The organism is Bradyrhizobium sp. 35 (assembly GCF_023073215.1).
In the GTDB taxonomy this organism is placed as follows: Bacteria; Pseudomonadota; Alphaproteobacteria; order Rhizobiales; family Xanthobacteraceae; genus Bradyrhizobium; species Bradyrhizobium canariense_D.
This window is the reverse complement of the sequence record NZ_JADPJC010000048.1, coordinates 1-24,104: the sequence shown is the minus strand read 5'-3', so window position 1 is coordinate 24,104 and position 24,104 is coordinate 1. Positions and strand designations below refer to the sequence as shown.

Sequence of the window (24,104 nt, the reverse complement as noted above, 5' to 3'; positions counted from 1 at the left end):
ATGTTCAACTCCGATAGAGCGCAACGGACGACCAACGTTTCCGAATCCGATAACGTCTCACTGCGTTCAGGGCAGGAGCGCGATTTGCTCTGTACACTTTCCTATCTTCACCTTGCATGTGGGCAGAGCGCAGAATGCGTTGCTCTCTTGCGACTCATCGTCGGCAAGGACTCGCGAGATGTCGATCTATTACGGATTCTCGCCTATGCCCTCATCTTGGAAGGTCTCGGAGGTGAGGCGTTGCAGGTCATAGATAGACTGAGCACACTTGATGACGAACCCTCGGCGCGTATCTCTTTGATGCTGTTGCGTAGCCACGCCCTGCGGCGGGCCGGCCTCATAGACGAGGCGCTCGCCGCATTCCAACGCTATGTCTCGTTGCGTGACGGCACTGGCCTGATCAGTCAACGATCGGAAGGTCCCCATGACCAGCGTCCTGCGTAAGATCATTGCGCGCGCGTCGGCCAGCTCCGATTTGATGGTCGCGTTGATGCTGCTTCTGACGGTCGGCATGATGATCATGCCGATCCCGATAGTGGCGATCGATACGCTCGTCGGCTTCAATCTGGGCTTCGCCATATTGCTGCTGATGGTCGCTCTCTATATTAGCACTCCACTTGATTTCTCGTCCTTGCCAGGCGTCATTCTGATTTCCACAGTATTCCGTCTGGCGCTCACCGTATCAACGACGCGGCTGATCTTGGCTGAGGGGGATGCGGGCAGCATCATTCGCACGTTCGGTGATTTCGTCATATCGGGGAACATCGTCGTCGGCATTGTCATATTTTTAGTCGTGACCATGGTGCAGTTCATCGTCGTTGCCAAGGGGGCTGAACGCGTGGCGGAGGTGGCGGCGCGGTTCACGCTCGATGCTCTGCCAGGCAAGCAGATGGGAATCGATGCGGAATTGCGCAATGGCCATATCGATCAGAACGAAGCCCGCAGCCGGCGCGCTACATTGGAGAAAGAAAGCCAGCTTTACGGGGCTATGGATGGCGCCATGAAATTCGTGAAGGGCGACGCCATCGCAGGATTGGTGGTTATCTGCGTCAACATGCTGGGCGGGATCACCATCGGCCTGCTCTCAAAGGGCATGTCTTTCCAGGCGGCGCTGCATCAATATACCCTGCTGACCATAGGTGATGCGTTAATCTCACAAATTCCCTCGCTGCTGCTCTCGATTACGGCTGCGACAATCATCACTCGTGTAAATGGGGTTGTAAGGCTCAATCTTGGGACCGACATCGTTAACCAGCTCACAGCAAACTCGCACGCATTGCGGCTGTCTGCCTGCGTCCTCGTTGTAATGGGGGCTATTCCGGGTTTTCCGCTCCCTGTCTTTCTCGTCTTGGCTACAGTCTTTGCAGCAGCGAGCTTTGCCGACGGTGGGGCCCAAGGCGGCAAGAAAAGCGCTGATGTCTCTCGCCCCGCTCCCACACAGTCTAACAAGGAAACCGTGCCTGCGGAGGCGCTTCCCATCGCATTGTTCCTTGCGTCCAGTCTGACACGGGCGATCGACAAAGAAGAATTGCAACAGCACATTGCACGCGTTTCGGGACTGATCTCGTCTGATCTCGGCATCACAATTCCGCGCATCCCCATCGAGGTCGACGAGCGCTTGCCAGAGTTGCAGTACAGGGTGGATGTCGAGGGCGTGCCCGTCGAGCAGGAGTTAATTGATCCAACCCAGCTCGCACTCCACGACGATCCGGCCAACATTGAATTGAGTGGCATCCCGTTTCGGCATGACCGGGAGACGGATCAAATCTGGATTGAACAGAGCAATGCACCGGCTCTCAAAGCAGCCGGCATCGGGCACCACCGTCCCATTGAAATCCTGGCCTTGCGCGTCCATTCGGCGTTGACCCGCTATGCACAGTCCTTGGTGGGTATCCAGGAGACGCGCCAGTTGCTGGCCCGCATGGAGACGGAATATTCCGATCTGGTCAAGGAGGTGTTGCGTACGACGCCGATCCCTAAAGTAGCCGACGTCTTGCGGCGCCTCCTGGAGGAGGGTATTCCGATCCGGAATACACGGCTGGTCTTGGAGGCATTGGCCGAATGGAGCGGACGTGAACAAAACGTCGTCTTGCTCACGGAACATGTTCGCTCCGGTCTGAGACGGCAAATCTGCCACCGGTATGCCAACGCACACCGCGTCGTGCCGGTCTTTATCATCGAACGTCAAACCGAGGATATCGTGCGCAGCGCGGTTCGAGAGACTGGCAAAGGACCCTACTTGGTTTTGAGCGACGGGCAAAGCGAGGCGCTGCTCTCAAAAATGCGTCAGATCCATTCGAACGTAGTTCGGGGGCAGATCAAGCCCGTTATCCTTGCTTCGATGGATATTCGACGCTTTGTCCGCGGCTTTCTCACCCGTAATGGGATCGATCTTGCTGTTCTATCCTATCAGGACCTTGCCTCGGACTTCACAATCCAGCCTGTCGGATCCATTACACTCGCAGCTGCAAAGGACGACGACGCCCCGTCCGAGGAACTCAGCAACACGCTCCTTGCAGCCGATTCACAGGCGCAGCAGGCAATTTAAGGAGGACCGCATGAATTCACCTCGAAAGGCAGTGCGGTGGCGCTTGGGTTCATTTTGTCTGCTTTCGTGCTGGGCTCTCTTCGCCACTCTGGGGCTCTGCAGTTGCGCTAGCTGGGATAGACCAGCTCTTCAAATGCAAGAGCGGCCGGCGCCAAAGTTGCTCGGCGCCAAAGATATCGATCCAGCTATGCGCGAACGCATTGAGTGCGCGATCGGCCGGACTCCTGACCAGGAGCTTTGCGCGACGCGTTGAAGCAAAAAAGCTCGGAAGATCAATGCAGCGGATCGGTCTTGCGTGTCGATGCGAAAGCGCCTCGCATTGATTGCTCGTCAAGTCTGCCTGGATCTGCGACCTATATGCGCTCAAGACTAAATGCGTTAACTCGAGAACGTGGACGCTTGGTGAGCCACAACCGCAATACAAGCAATCGCGACAGCGCAGCGTATTCCGATTGCGCGGACCAAATCACGTTGTCCGCAACGATCGGTGCACGATATCGCGCAATGCAAGCACCCGCCCGCTGCGCCTGGCGCTGCCGCCCTACACAAGTGACTCGGGCTTAGCTAGTAGCGGACCTATTGGTTCTGTTGTCTCTTGCTCGAGGTCTCGCCAGCCGGCTATCACGCCTGGCGCGAGCGTCCGGACAGAGCACGCACGACGACCAATGCTGCGCTCTTGATTGATATCTCATCAGGACAGCGGCGCTCGGGGACGGCAACCCACGGGTCTATGCCGCGCTGCGGGCACAGGGACCTGGCGCCAGCCGTGGCCGGATCGAATGCCTAATGCATCGGCAAGGCATCGGCGCCACGATGGCCCGGGCGCACCGCGTTGCCGACAGCCGTCATGGCCTGCCGATCGCGCCAAACCTCATTGATCGCAACTTTAGGGCCGCGGCAGCGAACCGGATCTGGCTCGCCGACATCACTTACGTTTCGACTGCAGATGGCTGCTGTACCTGGTGGCGATCATGGACCTCTGTCAACCGGCAGCGAACTTTCCGTGAGAATGTCCAGATTTCCCTGGGTGACGGCGATTGTGGTTCGGGGATCAGCCGCTATCGGAATCGTCATTGGTCCTTCCAGGCGGGCGGCCGCGGCGCTCGGGCTGCGGCGGGTTGGCGAGCGGACGTTTTCCGGAACGAGAGCGGCGTGCTGGCGGAGCCGATAGCTCGATCCCTCGATGTGATAACAATTGCGTGGGGAAGCAGTCGATCAAGCACTGCTGTGGCCAGTTCGAATTGAGGATCATCGCGCCCTTGTCATAGCGGGCGTCTTCCAACTGGAAGAACAGGTTGCCGCCGCCAGGCGCGACCGGGAGGTAACCGTTCTCGTCGACGACAAAGAGGGAGGCGCGGGCGAGGAACCGCAGGTGCTCGCGTACGGTGGTGGTCACGATGTCCGCGATCGTGGCGAACGCGACGCTCTTTCCCGCCTGCACGGCCTCGACCGCGAGTGCCGTCGTGAGATCGCTCTTGCCGGTGTCGCAAGCAGATGAATTTCGATTGGGCACGCGCCAGAATGCGATTGCGATGGAGCTGGAATGCGAAGTCGAGCCAGCGAGCCTTTTTGACGGTGGTCGGGCGAGACATTCTCAGCGCGGTGCTGACACGGCGACTGTCGCGCAAGGTCAGCTCCTCGATAAGTGTTTCGAGCGCCTCAATCCAGGTGACCTCACCCTCTTTCAATTCCGCAGCGTGGTGTCCAGCATTCTGAGCGCACCTGGCATCTTGAGTGCGACTAGGCCTTTCTTGACGCTGTCGATCACTGCCGGCTGCGCGTGGATGGTTATGGCCGGCCTTCCGATTGGGGGAGGCGTTTGCGACACCTCGGTAAACCCAGCGACCGCCTTGGCATGCGATCGCCGGCCCGATCGACGAGGGCTTCGGATATGCCTGGTCGCGACCTAGACCGGTTGACCGCCTGTCGATGCTCCGGCGCGACGCGAGTTCGCCGGCGGCCTTCTCCAGAACGGGATGGACGGCAACGATTGCGCCTTGATCGAGAATGGGATTACATCGGGCAATTGCTGCACCTCGACACTGCGCCACGTATGGTCGGGTATGCTGTAGTAGTTCCCACCGATCCACACGAGCCGTCGTGGCTGACACGGGTGGCGTTCGGCATTGGACTGGGACCCCGATCGGCATCCAAAAGGGGCTCTGACTGATATGTGGAACGGCCCGGGCTGCAAGATCTTTCTCTGGTTGAACAAGGGATGACGGTGCGGTCATATATTCGACCTGTAAACGCGGCGCCCGGCCGCTGGCCACGATGATATCCGCGGAAGCAATCGGCCAATCAATTTCTCGCGCTCGAAGCGCAGTGAGCCAGGCGGTCTGATTGCGACCGGGAATGTCGTCATTCGGGGTTCATCCAGATTTGCAACTTGCCTCCTCGGCAGCTTTCTTCTTCCGCCGGAGACTTCTTAAGGTTAGGTTTTCAGCATTGCAGGCGACGCATGATAGATGTCGTCTCTGACCAGCAGGGCCCATATGGTGCGCGCAAGCTATTGGCGAACTCCACCGCTATGAGCTTGACGGCCCGTCCGAATCCTGAGCGGGACTTTCAAGCCTCGCTTGCCAAGCTTGATGATTGAGGTCGCACCAACGATCAAGAGCGTCCGTAGTCGCCGATTTCCAGGCTTTGATACCGCCCCGAGCCATTCTTTGCAGCCGCTCGACTGTGCCCTCGGTGTTAGCCCCGTCCAAGCCGCAAAATGTGGTGCAGTCGCAAAACCGCGACCATTCAAGACTGGTATCCGAACGCCAGCGCCGCCACCAGTGCCCTCTCCGAGCACTGATAGCTTGAACAGCTCGGTCGAGAACCGCCCCGGCGGTCCTGCGGCACCTTCACCCTGGGGTGATCAGCGAGCGGGTATAGTAGCCGGAGCGATAGCCCAACCGCGCCTCGCCGCGCCCAGCGCCTCGGCCATCGTGGCTTCGAGAGTTTCCTGCACCGCACCCTGGATCAGCGCTTTCAGGATCCCTGTCCGACGCAATAAGCTGTTTGACGGCAGAGCCATCCGTCCTAATCTTCGTCACGGTCTTGGTGGCCTTGCTCGGTAGGGGCGGTGATCTTCGCAAGTACCGGATTTACTATGACCTCTTCAGCCGCTCAGTTTTTGCAGAACCTCCCGCACACTACCACCGGATATCCCGATGGTGGACAAGGTCGCGCAGCGACAATTCTCGTGTTCTGGAGCCGATTTACGAGACGTACGTCTCGCCGTGCTTGTGCGGCGTCTGATCAGATGATCGGTCCAGCCTCCTTGCACACCCGCGTAACGGCTGATTGAGCGGTATCATCTTGGGCCCGGCCCTTGCGCAGGCAAGGTACCCTCCCGACGCGGCATCTCTGAAGAGTACGGGGCTTCAGTTCGCCCATCCCGAACGATCGTCGCGGAGGCGCCGCGATATAACATCAGCACAGATTCCCGAGACGGCATCTCGATGGAGCGAGGTCGCGCCTGCGCCTCCGCCACAAGACCATTGAGCGTCTGATCCACGAGTGCGATGAAGCGTGGTGGACCGGACGCAAGGACTAGGCCATTTCCCGGAGCCGATCTCATGATGTAGCGTTCGTCGGAAATGGCGAGCGCATCGAGGGTTGCCTTGAGCGCGTCGCAGCTGATTGAAGTTAGCAGAAGCAGACGAGTTTGCGCTTCCTTTGCGGTAGAGACGTAAAGCACGAGCCCATCGTAATACCATTGAAGATTGTAGACTTGAGTCAGATGATCAAGGAACTCGCGCGGTGGCAGGTCCGGCATGTGCCCGCGAATCCGACCCTTCACCTCGGCGCTGATGGTGACTTTAATATTGAGGTTGTTGCCGAATTCCTGCAGCGCGGCAGAAAGCTCCTGATCCAGAACCGTATATCGATAAGGGGTCGAGGGCAGCGACAGGGGAGCGCCGCGCGCGATCTGTGTTCCGCCGGAAACGAAAACGGCGACACACAGAACTCCGTTCAAAACGTGCGGGATTATGGATCGGATGAGCATTCACGGTTCTCTTTGACTTAAACTAACAGGAGTACGTTCGGTACGTGAACGCGAAACGTGATCTTTAGATGGCGATGTGCGGGCGAACTCGTCAGCTTGTCGTCAGCTGGCCTGTCTAGGACATTGAGCCGCTAATCGGCTTGAACGGCTGGTCGTATCACATCTCGATGAGAGCGAGTCTTTCCATGATGATGTTAGGCGCTGCGCCGATCTCTCACAATCTAGAAGGCCTGTCCAAGGCCTGTTCGGCAACAGCGGTCGACGAGCAGGTCCAGTTTCAGCAGAGTCTCTTGCAAGCGGCTTCGGTTCAAGACCTTGCGCCTCCAGTACCGGGAGCGGATGCGGTTCCGCCGACATCCGAGGTATCGCGTGCAACAACACAGGCGAGCCCGCTGGGCGATCGCATCCTCCAGAATCTTTCTGCGATGTATCCGGTCAATGCAGTTCCAAAAGGTGCGGAGACCGGGTCGACATCGGAGCCCCTTTTGCTGCAACCGGGCAAAGCGGAAGCAGGTGTGCCGGGCGCCCCCAGTGGCGCAGGTGACTTCGAGGCGATGTTGGCGAATCTGAAGGATGTTTCTGACAGCGTCATCCAGGTAACACTCATTTCAAATGGCATCGGTAGCCTCGGTTCATCTCTGAATAAGCTGATATCGGCGGGCTGAGTGGGGCGAATGATTGGTTTAATTGATCGCGAAAGCGGTCAGGCGCGCCCATTCCGCAAGCGGCTTCAACTTCTGGCTCTGCTGCCGCTCCTGCTTGCCCTGGTTGGTTGCAAAGCCGATCTCTACACGAAAGTTCAGGAGCGTGAGGCCAATGAGATGCTTGCGGTCCTCCTCAAGAACGGGGTCGATGCGCTCCGCGTTGCTGCTAAGGACGGGACTATCACGATCCAGGTCGAGCAGACTCAGATTGCTTCCGCAATCGACCTGCTGAATGGCGAAGGGTTGCCGCGCCACGCTTTCAAGAGTTTAGGCGAAGTGTTCAGCGCGGCGGGTCTGATTGCTTCGCCAATCGAGGAGCGCGCCCGTTACGTCTATGCGCTGAGCGAGGAATTATCTCGCACGATCAGTGATATCGATGGTGTCCTCTCGGCGCGCGTCCACGTTGTTCTGCCAAAGAACGACCTGTTGCGACGTGACACCACGCCATCTTCGGCGTCGGTTTTCATCCGACATGACTCGAGGGCAAATCTCTCAATCTTGCTGCCGCAGATTAAAATGCTCGTCGCCAACAGCATCGAGGGCTTATCCTATGACAAGGTGGCTGTTGTTTTCGTCTCAGTCGAGCGGCCCGCACTAGAGCCGCGACCGGCGGCTGCGGCTGGTCTCGCCCAAGCATCTGGAGTCATTTCGACGCCATTGGTTGCGGTTGGCATGGGTCTCGGCGGGTCTGTATTCGGCGTGCTGTCCTGCGTCTTGCTGAGCGCTCGTGGGCGTCAGCGCAGGCAATCATCTCAGAAAGTTAGCGCTGTTGGTGGGCGCTCGGCTGTCTCTGCTATGGAGATGATTCGCAAAGCGATTAAGCCTAATGCGGCGTAGTGTGGTATCCGATATGCCGAGACCGAATCCGTCTGCCGAGCGGCATGATCCGCTGAAACTAGCCTCTGTAGGTATTCGTAAGCTTGCTGCCACGATTCATCCGACCCGCCTTGCCGCGCGACTTGACGCGAACCTCTCGTCCGCGACGTTGGTGCGACTGCAGAAGAGTCCTAGGCTGCAGATAAGACTGCAAGCGTTGCTGCTTGAAGATGAACTGGGCTTGAACGGAGGTGACTTCGGGCCAGACCTTCTCCTCGGGCATGATCCGAGCAGGGCTGCCCTGCTCGCCGGCGGCATTTGGCATGCCCGTTCGCTGACAAGGCTGATTTCAAAGCATGATGTCGCCGTTCTGGTTGAGCACGTCGGCACCGAGGTGCAGGCTTTCGGGATCCGACATGCAGCGCATGCGGTTTCGACCAGATTGATTGCTGATCCTCAACAACTCGCGCTAGCGATTGAAGACGATGGACATGCCTGCCTCGGCGCTTGGCTCGATGAAGCGTCAGCGCTTGATTGCCGCCGCGTGCTTCTACGCCTAGCTGTCGGAACGGCCGCCGACAATCCGGCGACTGAACACCGCGATGCCGCGGGCCAATTGTTTTCGCCGGTGTTGGCCCATTTGGCGAGGGAGGCCCCAGCGGGATGACAGACGACGAAACTGCGCCGCCCGTCGCTCCGCACATCCGCCCCCTTGGGCCACTCATAGCGGCGAGGGATCTCGAGATTTGGCACAGCGCCCTCGAGGCGCGTGCCGTGGCCGAGCGCAATCTGAAGCGCGTTCGCGGCTGGGCGCGCAGAGCTTATCAGAAGGAGCGTGCGCGCGGCCATGCTGAGGGGGTGAGGGCCGGCGCCGAGGAAATGGCACAGCTGGTCGCGCAGGCTGCCTCGGAAGTGGCACGACGAAAGGCCGTTTTGGAGCAGGAACTGTCAGCGCTCGTGATGGACATCGTAACTGATCTACTGGGCGATTTCGATCCCGGCGAGATGTTGGTGAGGACGGTTCGTCACACGATTTCGCACAGATATGGCGGGGCGAAACTGTCCCTTCATGCGTCCCCCATGGATGCTGATGCGCTTACGCGCGAATTTGCTGCCTGCGACGGACGGGAGGACCGGCCGGCGGTCCGAATTATTCCGGACCCGGCGCTGTCAGCGAACGAATGCGTGCTGTGGAGCGAATTTGGCAATATCCATCTCGGACTTGACGCGCAGCTCCGCGCACTGCGTTTGGGGTTTGGGTTAGATCATGAGGCAGACGAATAGTGACGGCGCCGAGACCAGACCATAGCTGTCCTGATGGAGATGGGACTCTGCACGCGGCGCTGGCGCGTCTGCGAACGACGGCAAGCCATGTGGACACGCGTGCCGTACGCGGGCGGATCACGCGTGCGATCGGCACGTTGATCCATGCAGTTTTGCCGGATGCTCGTATTGGAGAAATTTGTGTGCTCAAGGATCCGCGCACCGGATGGTCGCTTGAGGCCGAGGTGATCGGTCTGTTGCAGGACGGCGTATTGCTGACGCCGATCGGTGACCTGCAAGGGATGTCCGGCCGCGCAGAAGTCGTTGCCACTGGCCGAATGCACGAAGTGCCGGTCGGCCCCAATTTGCTTGGCCGGGTGATCGACAGCTTCGGCCGTCCACTCGATGGCAAGGGCGCAGTCAAAGCAATGGAGACGCGCCCGCTGCGCGGCAAAGCGCCAAATCCAATGACGAGGTGCATCATCGCTCGCCCTCTGCCACTCGGTGTTCGCGCCTTGGATGGTCTTCTGACATGCGGCGAGGGCCAACGCATCGGCATTTATGGAGAGCCTGGTGGCGGCAAGTCGACGTTACTGTCGCAGATCGTAAAAGGCGCGGTCGCTGACGTGACCGTGGTTGCGCTGATAGGCGAGCGTGGACGCGAAGTGCGTGAATTCATCGAGCGGCATCTTGGGGAGACTGCCCTCCGCCGCACGGTCGTCGTCGTTGAGACCTCCGATCGCTCAGCGGCGGAGCGGGCGCAATGTGCTTATACGGCAACCGCGCTCGCCGAATATTTTCGCGATCAAGGTCTGCGCGTCGTTCTGATGATGGATTCATTGACGCGATTTAGCCGCGCTATGCGGGAGATCGGGCTTGCTGCCGGTGAGCCTCCGACTCGCCGGGGCTTTCCTCCCTCTGTCTTTGCAATGTTGCCAGGTTTGCTGGAGCGCGCTGGTATGAGTGAGCGTGGCTCAATCACCGCCTTCTATACCGTGCTTGTGGAAGGTGACGGCACGGGCGATCCAATCGCCGAGGAAACGCGTGGCATTCTCGATGGTCATATCGTTCTTTCACGCTCTCTCGCGGCGCGGGCGCATTTCCCCGCCATCGACGTACTGTCGAGCCGCAGCCGCGTCATGGATGCCGTCGTATCTGCACCGCATCGCAAGGCAGCATCCCTCTTCCGTGATCTTATCTCCCGTCATGCAGAGGCCGAATTTTTGATCAAGGTTGGCGAATACAAGCAAGGCAGCGATCCGCTGACGGACCGAGCTGTCGCTTCGATCGATGATCTGCACGAGTTTTTACGCCAGGGTGAAAACGATGCGTCCACTTTTGAGGAAACCGTCACATGGATGTGCCGTCTGACCGCATGAGTTGCATACACGTTTCGAGCTTGCGGCAAGTGAAGGATATGCGCGAGCGTAGTGCTCGTAGTGAGTTGTCCAATATGGAGGCCAAGCGTCATATCGCGACCTCGGCCGCGGAGCACGCATGGCAGGAACTGGGAATTGCTGAAAAGCATCATACAGAGGCCCAGGCGGAGGTTTACCAGCAGTTGATGTCGGTCGGTACCTTGTCCGTCGTTGAACTCGATCATTGCCAGCTCACCCTTGAGAGGCTAGCGATTGAGATCACCTCGAAACGCCGCACACTTGAGGAGGCGCGTATCACTCAAAAACAGGCCGAGATAGCGGCATCCGAGAGGCGTGCGCACTGGGCGAAGCGTTCCGCAGCGACTCATAAATGGCGACAAATCGAGACCGACGTCCGGCGTGCGGCCGATACCCATTCGGAAGTAACAGCCGAGCTAGAGGCTGATGATGAAGTCTTGCTTCGCCATGGGAGGGGTTTGCCCACGCTGGTGGCGGGCGGTTCAATTTGATGACCGCTAGTCCAGTTGGGAACCAAATGCGCTGCCCTGTACAGTCGTCTCCTGCAACTCGTGCGAACGCATACGCGAAGTACGAGCCGACCCAGCGTCTAACCCAGAGTCTCGTGTCATGGCTCAACAAAAACGTGCGGCCCTCCGCCTCTTTGCGGAGTAACCTGTGCGACAAGCCGCTATCGGTGCGACTGGAACGAGTTGTGTGGCAGCAGGAACCTCCGGTTCTGTCGATGCTCGATTGCGTTTGGCACCTCGGCGATGATGCGCTCGTGTTGTCGATACCGCATGCGCTTGCGGAGGTCTTGATCTCGACAGTACAGAGTAGCCTAGCTTTACTTTCCGAGCCAAGTCGTTCGCTGGTTCTCGAACTTGCACTTGAACCGTTGCTCGCGCACCTGGAGACTGAGACAGAGCAGCAACTGCGACTCCTTCATGTTGGAAAGGCCGAGAAGAACGGGCCTTATATCGAACTCGACATCATCTACGGTCCGGTCAGGGGCAAAGGTCGCCTATTTCTTTTTTCGCCTCTTGACGGACCGATACCGCCGGCGTTCCGCGCCTTAGGCGAGCTGCTCGGCCAATTGCCGCGACAGTTGTGTGAGGTCCCCGCACAGCTACCCGTTACAGTTGCAGGAGAGATCGGCTCACTCCGGGCGTCAGCCTCGCTTCTTCGCAAAACGCGTAAGGGCGACGCTTTGTTGCCGGATGTAATGCCATTCGCCCGCGGTCAGATCATCCTCACTGCCGGCCGGTTATGGGCCGCGGCAGATGTCACTGGCAACCGCCTGATCCTGCACGGACCCTTTCGCTTGCGGCCGCGCCCTCTGGAGTATGCGCATATGACGACACTGCCCGGTTTACAGCAGCCGCCTTCGGAAGCCGATCTCGACGATATTGAGATTTCGCTTGTCTTTGAATGCGGCCGCTGGCCCATCACGCTGGGAGCCCTGAGAAGCATCAGCAAAGGATATGTATTCGAACTTGGCCGGCCTGTCGACGGCCCGGTCGATATCCTTGCAAACGGCGTACGCATCGGGAGTGGCGACATAGTACGTATTGGGGACGAGCTCGGCGTTAGACTGCGTTGCGGGTTAGCGGGCAATGACTAACATTGAACCAGCAATACTGCCGCTTCTTGCGGTCACGGCCGCGCTCGGCTTGTTGGTCTTCGCTGTCGTCACGACCACGGCGTTCGTAAAGGTATCTGTCGTTCTCTTCCTCGTTCGCAATGCGCTTGGGACCCAATCGATTCCACCGAACATCGTTCTATACGGCGCAGCATTGATGCTCACCGCCTTCACGAGCGCCCCCGTCTTTGAGCAGAGCTACAATCGAGTCGCCGATCTGCAGCTCCGCTATCAAACGCTCGAGGATTGGGTAGCCGCGGCGAAAGTGGGGCAGGAGCCGCTGCGAGGCTATCTCAAGAACTTCACCAATGAAGAACAGCGAGGCTTCTTCCTGTCCTCGACCGAGCGTGTCTGGCCGGAAGAGATGCGCGGCAGAGCCACAGCCGATGATTTTGTCATTCTCGTCCCATCGTTTCTAATCTCAGAACTCAAGCGTGCGTTCGAAATCGGGTTTTTACTATACCTTCCGTTTATCACTATCGATCTGATCGTAACGACCATTCTGATGGCCATGGGCATGTCAATGGTGTCTCCGACAGTGATCTCAGTTCCTTTCAAGCTGTTTCTGTTCGTGGCGATTGACGGCTGGTCGCGGCTTATGCACGGGCTAGTGCTGAGCTATACAACACCCGGAGGGTGAGCATGGATGAGGCCACTATTCTTCCTTATATGAGCCGATCACTGGTGCTTTTCATGACCTGGGTTCTGCCTCCGCTCATTGCAGCGGCGGCCGCCGAAACCGTCATCGGCATCATCCAGGCGGCAACGCAGATCCAGGATCAGACATTGCCACTGACTGTGAAGCTTTTGGTCATTGTTGGGATTATAGGTTTGTTTGCTCCGGTGCTGAGCGCCCCGCTCATCGAACAAGCCAAGCAGATCTTCACTGATTTTCCCGCGCTCACGACGGGCTACTAGCAGCCGCCGTCATGTATGATCTGTCAACCACCGACACGCAAAGTCTGATCCAGGCGACCATCGAACTCGTCGTTGCTGCCGGCCTTGGTGCGGCCCGCCCCGTGGGCATCATGCTGGTGCTTCCAGTATTTACGCGTCCGCAGATCGGCGGCCTGATCCGCGGTTGCCTGGCCGTCGCGCTCGAACTACCATACTTGGCGCACGTCGCCGATGGCCTGAAGGAGCTAGATCCGGACACTCGTCTGCTCAAGATCCCGCTACTCGGTCTTAAGGAGACGTGTGTCGGCCTGCTGATCGGCGCCCTCCTCAGTATTCCCCTCTGGAGTCTTCAGGCCGTCGGCGAGTTCATCGACGCGCAACGGGGCATCAGCAGCGTGGTCACTCCCGCCGATCCCGCGACACGCAGTCAGGCTTCGGCCACGGGACTTCTTATCGGGACCACCGCGATCACGATCTTCGTCGTATCAGGGGGCCTGCAAACCATGATTAGCGGGCTTTACGGCAGCTATCTGGTTTGGCCGGCTTATCGGCTTGGACCCACGCTGAGCATGCAAGGGACACTGGAGTTGTGGGGCGTGCTCGACAGCATCATACGTACCGCCGTCCTGGTCTCTGGACCTGTGGTAGCTTTCCTCTTGCTGGCCGACATATCAGCGCTTCTGCTCGGGCGCTTTGCGCCGCAATTCAACCCGCGGGACCTATCGTTGACGATCAAGAATATAGGTTTTGCGATCGTCATGGTGACTTATACGCTCTACCTCATCGAATACATGCAAGCGGAAATCATGCAGTCGAGCCGAGAGCTGGAGAGGCTTGAGAGGAAACTGAAGTGAGCGACACGAGCGAAGAGAAAACGCTCGCCCCCACTGAAAAGAAGCTAAGCGACTCGCGCAAGAAAGGCGTGGTTCCGCATAGCACGGATTTAGTCAGGGCCCTCAGCGCTTGCGCCGGTCTCGGTTATCTCTGGTTAGAAGCGAGTTCCATCTACGACAAATGTCGTGAAGCGCTCATGCTGACTGACAAGCTGCTTGATAAGCCGTTCAATATTGCGGTCGATCTTGCGCTCGGCGTCTTGCCCCAACTTGCACTGGGAATTGTTGGCCCGCTTCTTGGGAGTATGGTCACCTGCGCAATTCTGACGACGGTCCTGGCCAATGGTGGATTAGTGTTCTCCTCCGAGCCGATGACGCCGAAATTCGAGAACATTGATCCCATCAACGGACTGAAGCGCATCGCCTCTTTGCGTTCCCTCATCGAGCTTGGCAAGACCTTGTTCAAGGTCTTCTGCCTCGGCACGATCTTTGTCCTCGTCGTTGTCGGCGCGTGGAAGACACTGGTCTATCTGCCGGTTTGCGGCACGGGCTGCTTCGAGTTCGTGTTCATTCAAGTCAAACTGTTGATCGGGATTGCAAGTGGTGCATTTCTGATCGGCGGATTGATCGATCTCCTCGTCCAGCGGTGGTTGTTCTTGCGCGGCATGCGCATGACTAAGAGCGATATGAAGCGCGAGGACAAGGAGCAGCAAGGCAATCCGGAGGTGAAACGCGAACACCGACGCCTTCGGCGGGAGCAGGCGAGTGAGTCTCCACTCGGCGTGCGTCGCGCGACATTGATCTTGACTGGGCGCGAGCTGCTGGTCGGGGTACGCTACATCCGTGGCGAAACGGGCGTCCCGGTCCTGGTTTGCCGCGGCGATGGGGAGGCGGCTTCACGGCTCTTTGATGAAGCGAGGCGCCTTCGTCTCAGTATGGTCGAAGATCACGTCCTGGTCCGTGAGCTAATCCGCAACACTAGCCTTGGCAATTCCATTCCTATCCAGTATTTCGAGGCTGTCGCAAAAGCACTCCTTGCCGCCGGCCAAGTCTAGTTCGTGTTTGAATGAGGTCGCATCGGAATGCCTGATGTTCTCGCTATCGAGACGGCTGCACGGTCTGGGTGCCGGCAGACGTGGGATCTGATAGCAGCTTGTTGTTAGCTACACCCGAGTTGCTGTTATTGCCGGCCGCGAAGGCTTTGTATGTGGCAACGGGAATGGCCGCACGATTGCCATCACTCGGCACAACGGCCTGATTGTCAATCAAGTCACGCGGATCATTGACCATGCCGGCCAAGTTGTTGCGGATCGAGCAGCCAAGCGTCGGATCGAAAGAATTGTCGTTCACCGAAGGGCCGACGATCGCAATCGACGGACAAGCGGGAGGGTGCGCCTCGTACGTAATCGCCTCGATTCGGGCGGCAGAGCCATCACGCCTATCGACGAATGGACCGTACAGGCGGATGTTGTGAGCGTCGACGCCCACTGCGCGGGCCTCAGCTGCTATCTGCGCCCCGAGCCGACGTGAGCCGACGATATCAAGACGGAGCGTGTCGTACCGACCGCGACTGGTACTCGCTATGAAGTAACGCAGACGCTGCCGTTCGCGCCCTCCAAGGGTCTGTAACAGTAAGACGTTCTTCTCTTGTTCAACCAGGATCGCTTGCGCGGTCGGCTCGACGTAAGTCGGCGCGGTGCTTGCGCACCCACCTAGACTGGCCGTCAGACCGATGAAGGGGCGCACGAATCGTAATCTCATTGGTCGATCCTCATTCGATGATGTGGCCGGTGCCCCTTGTCGCGCCTGGTACGCTTATCGGGGAGCACCGCGAACAGGCGAGCGCGTTGCCAACGTGTTCGTCAGACTGCGCGCGAGGTCTGAGGGCGGAGCGATGCGGTCGGTGGGCGCACTCATCTGCTTCGAGTTCGATCTTGGACGCACGACGTAAGGCGTGACGATGATCACGAGTTCCGTCTCATCCTGTTGAAATGACGATGAGCGAAATAGCGCACCAAGAATCGGAACGTCGCCGAGCCAGGGGAAAGTCGTGATCTCAGTGCTGAAGTTGCGCCGGATAAGCCCACCAATTGCAAAACTTTGGCCGCTGGCGAGCTCGACAACCGTGTTCGCACGCCGGGTGGAGAGAGCCGGCACGGAGATGCCGTTGACGTTGACAGCACCTTGTGACGATAGTTCGCTGACTTCAGGCTTCACGCGGATATTGATCTGATTGTTACTGAGAACGGTCGGCACAAACTCCAGGCTGACGCCGAAGTGACGGAACTCGACAGAGACCTGCCGATTGTCCTGCAACACCGGAATGGGAAATTCGCCGCCGGCGAGGAAGCTGGCGGATTCGCCTGACATTGCGGTGAGGTTCGGTTCAGCAAGTACGGAAGCGAGGCGCTCGTGAGCCAGTGCATCGAGCATAGCGCTGACGTTCACATGGCCAGTGTTGACTCCCATCTTGGCCGTACCGCCGCCCTGCGCCGCGCCGTATCCACCACCACTACCACTGACCAAGCCGAGAGTGAAAGGGCCAGCTTGCCCCGAAGCGGAGAGGTTGACGCCGAGCTCCTTCATGGCGCTCCGGGAGACCTCCGCCACTCGCACGCTCAGATTCACCTGCAATGACCCCGCCACCTGAATCTTGTTGACGACGAGCGCACCAGACCCAAGAAACTGCTCGGTCACTTTCATCGCTATATCGACGATCTCCGCATTGGGCGCCGTACCGCTAAGGATGGCCCCGCGCGGGGTGTAGCTTACCTGGATGGGATAGTCGCCGACCTGGGCTTTCAGCGTGGCGCGCAGATCCTCGATCGGCTGCGTGACGACAACACGCAGTTCAGCGAGAGCCTCCCCGCCCTCGTTCAGTGCGAACAAGGTGGTCCGCCCGGATTTTTTGCCGAAAACAAAGATGGTCTTGTTCGAAGGTGCCTGATAGTCCGCGACCGTAGGATCTGCGACAAAGATGCTCGCAGCTGGCGCTGGCAGATGAATCGTCTTACCCAGCGAAGAGGAAAGGGTCAGCGTTCCGCTAATGCCGTCGGGAGCCGTACGCTGCGGCCCACCTCCATCATCCCGCTTGATCTGAGCTACGGCAACAGCCGGGAATAGCAGGACGACCACGCACAAAGCATGCAAAAGACAGGACGAAAGGCCGTTGGCGGTGATCGGTCCTCGAATGACGCCAGCATGCTTGTCAAGAATGATGCTCAAGATGGTCTTTACTTTCAAGTTCGATTGACTACGCGGTCGATGCCGCGCATTTCAATTCAAGGACGTAGCCGATCCCGCGCGCGGTTTTGATCCGGAGCGTCGCACCGGACTGACTCAAATGACCGCGCAAACGATAGATTCCGACCTCAAGCGCATTGGCGGAGACCTCGTCGTCAAATGCATAGAGGCTATCCTCCAATGCCGCGCGAGCCACGGTACGGCCGGCGCGGCTGAGCAGATGTTCGAGAATGCATACCTCGCGGCGCGCAATCTTCAGCGGTCGACCATTAACGGACGCCTGCCGACCGATGGGATCGAATCGTAGATTGCCAAAGGTAACGATGGGCGCCGTCATTTGCGTTGATCGGCGCAGAGTAGCGCGCATCCGTGCGATGAGTTCATCAGTAGATACGGGCTTGGGCAGGAAGTCGTCCGCACCGGCATTGAACACCGCTATCCGCTTACCGAGTTCGTTAAAGTGGCTCATCATCACGGCAGGCATCGAATGACCGTCACGTCTCAACTGCTTCAGCCAATCCAAGCCGTCTCCATCCGGTAGAACCAACTCGAGCAAGAGAATGTCATAGCTGGCGCAACAAAAAGCGGCGGCCGCCTCATCCAGGGTGCACGCTACATCAACGGCAAAACCGCAATGGGAGAGCGCCTGTTGTACAACGCGCGCTGGGGCCGTCTCATGATCAACGAGTAGCGTTCGCATTCCACCTCCTATCACGCCACGCCAAGACACCCACCACGTCTCGTTCAAGCATGACCGCCCCGAGCGGAATTGAACAGTCCGGCCTCCGCGTAAGCGTTTGAAGCCGGAATAGACGAAGAGCAGCGGTACTGGCGCATCGCATACTGGATCGGGATTCCATTGTAAGCTCGACCGGCAGTGTTCACTGTCTCACGTGGCCCGCATGCATTTTGGTGACGTCGAATGTGCTCTTACCACCGGGACATTGCAGGCAATCAAGTAAACGCATCGATAGGCTAGCAGCACCCCGCTCATCGCCGGAACAATCCCGGCAGTTGTCGCCGACAGCGTGAGGTCGAGATGATTGCCGAGAACACATTAATTGGTGAAATCGATGGTTTGGATCGATGCATTCACATGGCGGATCAGTGACAATGCCGTTCCATGGTCTCGATCTAAATCTCCTCATCACGATCGATGCTTCCGGTGGCGAGCGCAGCCGTACGGCCGCAGGTTTGATGGGAGAGCAGCGATGATATGCGATTTGCATCGCGGCCCTCAATTTGCAAAGCCTGACACGCCGGCAGACGTTCCGTGCTTGAGCAACGAACTTCCTCATTCGGCCCGGAAGGTGAGCCTCCTTCGTGCTCCGATCACCGGAGCGACAGTGATGGCCAAGCGCGGCTACGCTCAGCTGGAGAACGCCACAACGAGGCCGTCCTGCCGCGCCTTCCTTTTTAAACTTTTATAAAATCACCGAGACGCTGGAATGAACTGCTCAACGGCCGCACAATCCAAAGACGGGGGGTGACATGAAGTTGGCCGCACCGGGCAAAACCGTGCTTACAATCCGATCGCGGCGTCCATGATCACGTGCTCATCGCAGCTTTGCCGACAGCAAACCTACCATGTTGCGTGATGCACGGCGCTTTCCCTACCCGGCAGCACATGAAGTGTGAAATCAATTCTTTGGATGGATTGCATTCACATCCTGGATAGTGACGATACGTGTGAGGTCTGTGTCTCCGTCTCCTAGTCGCACCTGATGCTCTGATGAGCGAACGCAATCTGTCGCTGGCAGCTCTGGTGGGGCGAGCGATGATTTTGCTGATTTGCATGGCGGCGTCCTCCTGCAAGGCTCACAGTGGGCGCCGACTCTTCTGGACTATCAAACCCAGGTGATGGTCACTCGCCCAGCAATGTCGGTTCGCCGCCACGACCCACCTCGCTCCATGCCGGCAACCGCTTCCGCAAAACGGAGCACCGATTCTGCCATACATCAGATCACTCCCGCATTGGCAAAATGCACGCGATTGAGCTCGTGCCGCGCAAGCTTTGCCGAGGAGGATATACAACCTAGCTGACACAACCTGACCAAAGCATCTGTCCGCACTCCGATGCGACTGCCAAGCACTCTGCGGAAGACTCATTGGCCGTCAAGCTCTCTAGGATCGGGGCGCTTCGGCTGAGACGGAAGAACTTGCAGACGCGCGGTCATGCACCATGCGAATTCCGGAGCAAGTCGCCCCCGATTCCGAGATGATGCACCATTCTGATCAGACGTAGAATGTCGATCACAATAACACTTTTCCCCACGTCCGGATGGATGGGCGCGACGCCATACTCCCTGGTTCCAATCCGCCCATTGGCCTCGGTGTTTTGCAGTTTTCTGCCCTGGGGTCAGCGCTTCGGCGCTGAAGTTTATGCGGGCGGCAATCCGGGATTTGAACCTCCGAAGACGGACCCATGTGTCAATGGCTGCCATCCCTCGGCAGCTCAATCCACTCCTGCGGGGGTGGATTAAGTATTACGGTCGATTCACGCGGGCGCCTCTGGGGCAATCCTTCGATAGTCAATCAGACAATGGAGGCTTGGATGATGCGAAAGTTCAAACACTTTATGGGTCGCAAGGCCAAGACCGGCCGCGTTCTCGAACGACTATCTCGCGAACGTCTCGGGTTGTTCGCACACTGGAAGATCGGCATGCGCGGCTCGTTCGCCTGATGGGAGCCCAGTGACGCGAGAGTGTCACGCTGGGATCGATGAGAGGCCGGCGGTGAGAGTCCGCCGGCTACTCGCCAAAGCCGTCTGCCCGGATCTGTGAGGGCAAAGCCAAATGGCCGAGCTACTCGACCACAACCCACGGCGATCCGGGTTTCCTGTGCAACCGGAAGAACGCCCTTCGTCAGCTACTCGTCAGCCAGCCTGTCTATCTAGATTGGCTGCGCATTCTCAACTTGATTGGAGATGGAATATGACGGGCATTGGCCGATCTGGCAGATCGCGCATTGGGGATGCTGGAGCCGGATCGAGCAGTTCACGCTCGCACTCAAGTCTAGCCCCTGGGGAAGGCAGTCAATCGTTCGATTCCGTCGTGGAGCGGATGCGCTCTGGGCCCCAAGATAGAGGGACGCCCTCCGCTAGCATGGCGCGCGGTGCCGACAATGCCCTTGGCGACAGGTCTTCCGGTCCCTCCGTTGGCCCAGATCGAATCCTAGGCGCTGCGCCACGTGCAGCCGCTGCGCCACGTGCAGTCACTGCGCGGCGGCGCGGCTTTCCTTCATTGTCGGAGCGTGGAGACACGGCGCCGGTCGCGAGTCAGCCGCCAACTTCGGGTGTGGCAGTCCCCATTTCCTCATCAGAGGAAGAAAACAACGCAACAAAGCGACACATGGACCACCTGCGTGAGAAACTTGACGCTTACGCTCAAGCGACCACCCTTACCTCGGACTTGGAGGTGGTGCAAAAGCTGACCGAGCGGTTCGCCGAAGTAGGGTCGGTATTTCTGGACTACTACGCGAGCCTGCCCCCGGCCGTGGCGCCGAGCATTCTGCCCGACGATGACGCCCGTCGTTATGGCGCTCTCGTGCTCGGAGCGTGCCGCGAATGCGACGAAAAGGCTGCAGAGGGTTCCGCCGCCTTGCTGGAGGGCAAACAGCGTATGGTAGACCTGTTCGAGGGGATGCTCAAATCCAACGCTACCCCCGACCAGCTGAGCCGAGTGGCTTCCAGTTTGGCGAAGCACCTTGCGCCTTGCATCGAGTGGTGGGGAAAGAAGATGTTGTGGAAGGAACGAATGCGGTCCGCCTTGCAAGCCACTGCCAACTTGCCAAGCACGTCCGAGATGCGGAAACTCGAAGAGGCCGCACTACGCGTGCAAACCGGCTGGGCACTTTATACGGCGTGCATGTGTCTGGAATCGCGGATTGCTCTCGCGAAGCTTCGGATTGAGTCTCAGGCGAGCAGGTTTGAACCAGCCCTCAGGGCCGCCCTCATGGATGAGAACGGGCAGGTGCGTCTGCTCGGGACCTATGTCGATGATGCTTTTCCGGCATTCCTCTCGACGTACGAGGCCGTTCTGAACAATCACGGAGAGCCACTCGACGCGGAGCACTGCACCGTTCTGGAAGGAGTCATGGAACGGCATTCGGAATTTGCCTCAGGGGTGGAACGCATCGTTGCCAGGCTAAGGGATGCTAAAACGGATGCCGACATTCCAGTGGAACAGTTGGACCAGATCGTGGAAGGTGCATGGGTCGCCGCGAACCAAGTGACGCGACTTTTGGCAGCGCAGCCAAAGAGCCCGGTCCTGATTGAACGGCCTGCCCAGGCTGGGATACCGGAAACGACCGGCTTAGCGGCTGAGAGCCACGCGGCGCGCAGGAAGGGGAAAGGCAAGCGCGCACCGGCCGGAGGCGAGAGGAGTTCAACGGCCGGGCTGCGCGAGCCGCAGCTCGCTAGGCCCGATGCTGCCACAGCCCCGACTGCCAAGGTTATCGTACTCTCGGATCTGGGTACGAAGAAACTCGCGAGTGCGGAGGAGGCACGCGCGAGGGCGTCATCATCGGGGACCGGGCACCTGGAGGGGGGGCGGACTCCGCCCTCCATGAATGCACTGACGGGATTACTCAAGCGATTGGACGAGCTGCTGCAGTTCGATCTGCCGGCTCAGCAAAGTGCCGTCTCGCAAGCGCGCCAGATGAAGCCTGAGGACGCCGACCACGTCGTGGATCTCGTCCTTAAGCGCCTGCAGACGCAGGAGGCCGCGATTGGTCCCTGTGTAGCCGCGCTGGAGGAGCCGTGCCGACGTGTCCTCCTCACTCCTGCGCAACTGACCCAAGTACACGGAAAACTAGGCCGGCTTAAGGCGATGTTGTCCGAGGTTCAGGGACAGGCAAACTCATTGAACGCGCGAAAGGCGGCGATCACGATCGATTGCATGAAGACGTACGCGTTTCCATCGCAGAAGTACCTTGAACAGTTGCGGGCGGCCGAAGAACTTGCGTCTGTGGATCCACCCCGCGCCTTGACGGACGAGCCAGCGACGCTGTTCGAGATCAAGCTGCAGCCCAAGGCGTTGCGCAGTGGTAGAATGCCAAATCCGATGTGGGTGCACATCCATACCAAGCGGGCGGTACATGCCTCGCAGTTGGTCACGCTGGGCGGCGCCGAGTTCGCCGCTTGCCACGTGAAGTCCAATGAACAGCGCGGCTACAATCGGCAATGGCAGAGTGCTCGAGCCGCCACGGGGCACAAGAACGTCGTGATCCACCGCGGCAAGCTCACGCCTGCGTTCTGCAAGTCATTGTTGAGCATCGCCCCATTGTCCCCCTTTCGCGAGGCGGAGCACGCGTCGATGCAGTTCGCGCGCCTCGGGATGTAGTTACCTGAGTGTCTCGCGCCCAGAGCGTCGCTGTGATGACACCATCAAGCAGACCGTTATCACCGAGTGGAAATCCTCGATGAGCTCGAAGGCCGGCGGGCTCCTCGAACAGATCGACAACGGCGTCCGACTGAAATTCGATCGGGAGTGTCGTGACCCCGACTTCCTTTCGCTTGAAAAACAGCATCGCGGCGCTTGTCGCCGCGCTTGCGATGGCCGGCCGGGTCCGAATCGCGACCCGGCTATGCTTCAGATCGTAAATGAAGCAGTTTTGCGCATTTGTGTTCGAGATCCCGTCGCCGATCGCTTCGGTAAGTGTCTGCGGCGCCGTGCTTAGCGCCCCACAATGATTGGGCTTCCCGGCCTGGAGCACCAGAATGCGGTGTAAAGGGCCAAACGCGTGCGGGCCAGCCGCACCGGACTCTCGTCGTCCGTTAAGAAGCCGAATTGAGCGGGGCGGTACAGGCGAGCGTTCGCCATAGCTGTGCCAGGAACATGCACAAGAGTTCTCTGAGCCAGGCGAGGATGCGGCGGAAGTTGTAGCCCACGGCTGAGAGCACGACGTTGGCAGCGTCGCCGGCGCGGCCTTTGAGATAGCAGCGGCCAAGGTGACCTTCGGCCTTGAGGTGTCCGATGAGGGGCTCGATCGCGGAGCGGCGGCGCAGCTCGCGTTTGATGACGCCGAAGACGCCGCGCTTCTGGCCGGAGATGAAGACGCGACGGGGATTCTGCGCGTCGTGGCCGCGGTATCCCTTGTCGACATAGGCCCTCTCGATCGCGCAGCCGGTGAGCGTCTCGGTGCGGTCGATGACGTCCCGCAAGGTGTGACCGTCGTACGGGTTATCGGGCAGCGCCCTGGCGTGCAGCACGAACAGGCCACCGGGAGCCCGGCGGTTGTTGGTGACGATGGAGGCCTTGACGCCGAACTCATAAGGCGCGGCGGCCTTGCCTTTGCCGATGCACTCCACCTCCGGGGCGTGAAAGGAATAGAGCTTCCAGCCGCGCTGGCGCTGCTGCTGCGAGCGGATCTGGGAGGCCCGGCCGAGCGGGAGGGCGAAGGTGTTCTCGAGCACCGCCTGACCTTCGATCTTGCGGCGGATATCGCGGATGATCCGGCCCAGCCGGCTGCGCAGGATGCGCAACTGCCGCTGATGCCGCTTGAACTGTTTGGCATGAGCGTAGCGACCCGCAATCATCGCGGCGGCCTTGGCGATGTGAGAATAGGATTGCCGCAGCCTGACGGCGTGCCTTCTCGCCAGGCGATTGAGGCCCTGGATGGCCGCATGAAGCAGCTTGGCGTCGGTCGGAAAGGTGATGGCCTTTGGCTGCACCATGGTATCGACCGTGACGCGCTTGAGGTCCTGGCTGCGTAAGGCGCCGGCTTCGTGCGCCACCCGCAGGCTCTCGGCCAGCAGCAGCTCCAGCTTGTCGCCGAGCCGC

21 protein-coding genes and 2 pseudogenes are annotated in these 24,104 nt (G+C 59.1%); 15 read left to right on the top strand and 8 right to left on the bottom strand.

Translation table 11 applies throughout. The annotated features are described in order from the left end of the window. Entirely contained in the window at positions 1–444 is a 444-nt protein-coding gene (locus tag IVB36_RS08015) for a histidine kinase (RefSeq protein WP_247391125.1), read from the top strand. Next, entirely contained in the window at positions 425–2,548 is a 2,124-nt protein-coding gene (gene sctV, locus IVB36_RS08010; RefSeq protein ID WP_247391123.1) for a type III secretion system export apparatus subunit SctV, read from the top strand. Before IVB36_RS08015 ends, sctV begins: the two co-directional genes overlap by 20 nt. A gap of 1,051 nt (positions 2,549–3,599) precedes the next feature. Here sctV and IVB36_RS40270 read toward each other — a convergent pair. From IVB36_RS40270 to IVB36_RS07990, 4 genes and pseudogenes are all read right to left on the bottom strand, one after another. Then, positions 3,600–4,061 (bottom strand): ATP-binding protein, encoded by a 462-nt coding sequence (locus IVB36_RS40270; protein WP_346731037.1) that lies wholly within the window; start codon positions 4,059–4,061, stop codon positions 3,600–3,602. Between the two features lie 275 nt (positions 4,062–4,336). Next, positions 4,337–4,660: pseudogene (locus tag IVB36_RS08000) on the bottom strand (IS21 family transposase); the annotation flags it as partial. Between the two features lie 397 nt (positions 4,661–5,057). Further along, positions 5,058–5,348, bottom strand: coding sequence for a transposase (locus tag IVB36_RS07995; RefSeq protein ID WP_247391122.1), 291 nt, complete (start codon positions 5,346–5,348; stop codon positions 5,058–5,060). Between the two features lie 504 nt (positions 5,349–5,852). Next, entirely contained in the window at positions 5,853–6,548 is a 696-nt protein-coding gene (locus IVB36_RS07990; protein ID WP_247300621.1) for a nodulation protein NolW, read from the bottom strand. A gap of 185 nt (positions 6,549–6,733) precedes the next feature. Between IVB36_RS07990 and IVB36_RS07985 the strand changes: the two genes are divergently transcribed. The 11 genes from IVB36_RS07985 (at position 6,734) to IVB36_RS07935 (ending at position 15,134) form a co-directional block, all read left to right on the top strand. Continuing rightward, positions 6,734–7,213, top strand: a complete 480-nt coding sequence (locus IVB36_RS07985) for a nodulation protein NolB (RefSeq protein ID WP_247391120.1) — start codon at positions 6,734–6,736, stop codon at positions 7,211–7,213. Positions 7,214–7,222: 9 nt separating this feature from the next. Beyond that, entirely contained in the window at positions 7,223–8,089 is an 867-nt protein-coding gene (sctJ, locus tag IVB36_RS07980; RefSeq protein ID WP_247391117.1) for a type III secretion inner membrane ring lipoprotein SctJ, read from the top strand. Positions 8,090–8,102: 13 nt separating this feature from the next. Next, positions 8,103–8,735: a nodulation protein NolU gene (locus tag IVB36_RS07975; RefSeq protein WP_247391116.1), complete on the top strand. Its 633-nt coding sequence runs from the start codon at positions 8,103–8,105 to the stop codon at positions 8,733–8,735. Continuing rightward, on the top strand, positions 8,732–9,352 hold the full coding sequence (sctL, locus tag IVB36_RS07970) for a type III secretion system stator protein SctL (protein WP_247391114.1): 621 nt from the start codon (positions 8,732–8,734) through the stop codon (positions 9,350–9,352). Before IVB36_RS07975 ends, sctL begins: the two co-directional genes overlap by 4 nt. An 89-nt stretch (positions 9,353–9,441) precedes the next feature. Next, the gene (gene sctN / locus IVB36_RS07965) at positions 9,442–10,710 is read left to right on the top strand and encodes a type III secretion system ATPase SctN (protein WP_247391113.1); all 1,269 of its coding nucleotides are present in this window, start codon (positions 9,442–9,444) and stop codon (positions 10,708–10,710) included. Next, the gene (locus tag IVB36_RS07960) at positions 10,686–11,219 is read left to right on the top strand and encodes a hypothetical protein (protein WP_247391111.1); all 534 of its coding nucleotides are present in this window, start codon (positions 10,686–10,688) and stop codon (positions 11,217–11,219) included. Before sctN ends, IVB36_RS07960 begins: the two co-directional genes overlap by 25 nt. A 203-nt stretch (positions 11,220–11,422) precedes the next feature. Then, complete coding sequence (sctQ, locus tag IVB36_RS07955; RefSeq protein ID WP_247391109.1) at positions 11,423–12,331, top strand: type III secretion system cytoplasmic ring protein SctQ; 909 nt, start codon at positions 11,423–11,425, stop codon at positions 12,329–12,331. Beyond that, entirely contained in the window at positions 12,324–12,989 is a 666-nt protein-coding gene (gene sctR / locus IVB36_RS07950) for a type III secretion system export apparatus subunit SctR (protein ID WP_247300634.1), read from the top strand. The genes sctQ and sctR overlap by 8 nt, the downstream gene beginning before the upstream one ends. A 2-nt stretch (positions 12,990–12,991) precedes the next feature. Then, positions 12,992–13,267 (top strand): flagellar biosynthetic protein FliQ, encoded by a 276-nt coding sequence (locus tag IVB36_RS07945; RefSeq protein WP_247391098.1) that lies wholly within the window; start codon positions 12,992–12,994, stop codon positions 13,265–13,267. An 11-nt stretch (positions 13,268–13,278) separates the two neighbouring features. After that, a complete protein-coding gene (gene sctT / locus IVB36_RS07940; protein WP_247391093.1) occupies positions 13,279–14,100 on the top strand; it encodes a type III secretion system export apparatus subunit SctT in 822 nt (273 codons plus the stop codon). Continuing rightward, entirely contained in the window at positions 14,097–15,134 is a 1,038-nt protein-coding gene (locus tag IVB36_RS07935) for an EscU/YscU/HrcU family type III secretion system export apparatus switch protein (RefSeq protein ID WP_247391092.1), read from the top strand. The genes sctT and IVB36_RS07935 overlap by 4 nt, the downstream gene beginning before the upstream one ends. A gap of 43 nt (positions 15,135–15,177) precedes the next feature. Here the strand turns inward: IVB36_RS07935 and IVB36_RS07930 are convergent, their stop codons facing one another. From IVB36_RS07930 to IVB36_RS07920, 3 genes and pseudogenes are all read right to left on the bottom strand, one after another. Beyond that, positions 15,178–15,840 (bottom strand): CpaD family pilus assembly lipoprotein, encoded by a 663-nt coding sequence (locus tag IVB36_RS07930; RefSeq protein ID WP_247391091.1) that lies wholly within the window; start codon positions 15,838–15,840, stop codon positions 15,178–15,180. Positions 15,841–15,850: 10 nt separating this feature from the next. Then, positions 15,851–17,271, bottom strand: a pseudogene (locus tag IVB36_RS07925) (type II and III secretion system protein family protein). A 61-nt stretch (positions 17,272–17,332) separates the two neighbouring features. Further along, a complete protein-coding gene (locus IVB36_RS07920) occupies positions 17,333–18,022 on the bottom strand; it encodes a response regulator transcription factor (RefSeq protein WP_247391089.1) in 690 nt (229 codons plus the stop codon). 1,854 nt (positions 18,023–19,876) lie between these two features. Here IVB36_RS07920 and IVB36_RS40110 point away from each other — a divergent pair. Continuing rightward, complete coding sequence (locus tag IVB36_RS40110) at positions 19,877–20,005, top strand: hypothetical protein (protein WP_256467238.1); 129 nt, start codon at positions 19,877–19,879, stop codon at positions 20,003–20,005. A 667-nt stretch (positions 20,006–20,672) separates the two neighbouring features. After that, positions 20,673–22,664 carry a hypothetical protein gene (locus tag IVB36_RS07915; RefSeq protein ID WP_346731036.1) on the top strand — a complete coding sequence of 664 codons (1,992 nt, stop codon included), beginning with the start codon at positions 20,673–20,675 and terminating at the stop codon, positions 22,662–22,664. Positions 22,665–23,098: 434 nt separating this feature from the next. On the opposite strand, the gene IVB36_RS07910 is transcribed toward IVB36_RS07915, so the two are convergent. Further along, positions 23,099–24,104, bottom strand: a 1,006-nt coding sequence (locus tag IVB36_RS07910; RefSeq protein WP_247391088.1) for an IS5 family transposase, incomplete at its 5' end; no start/stop codon positions are given.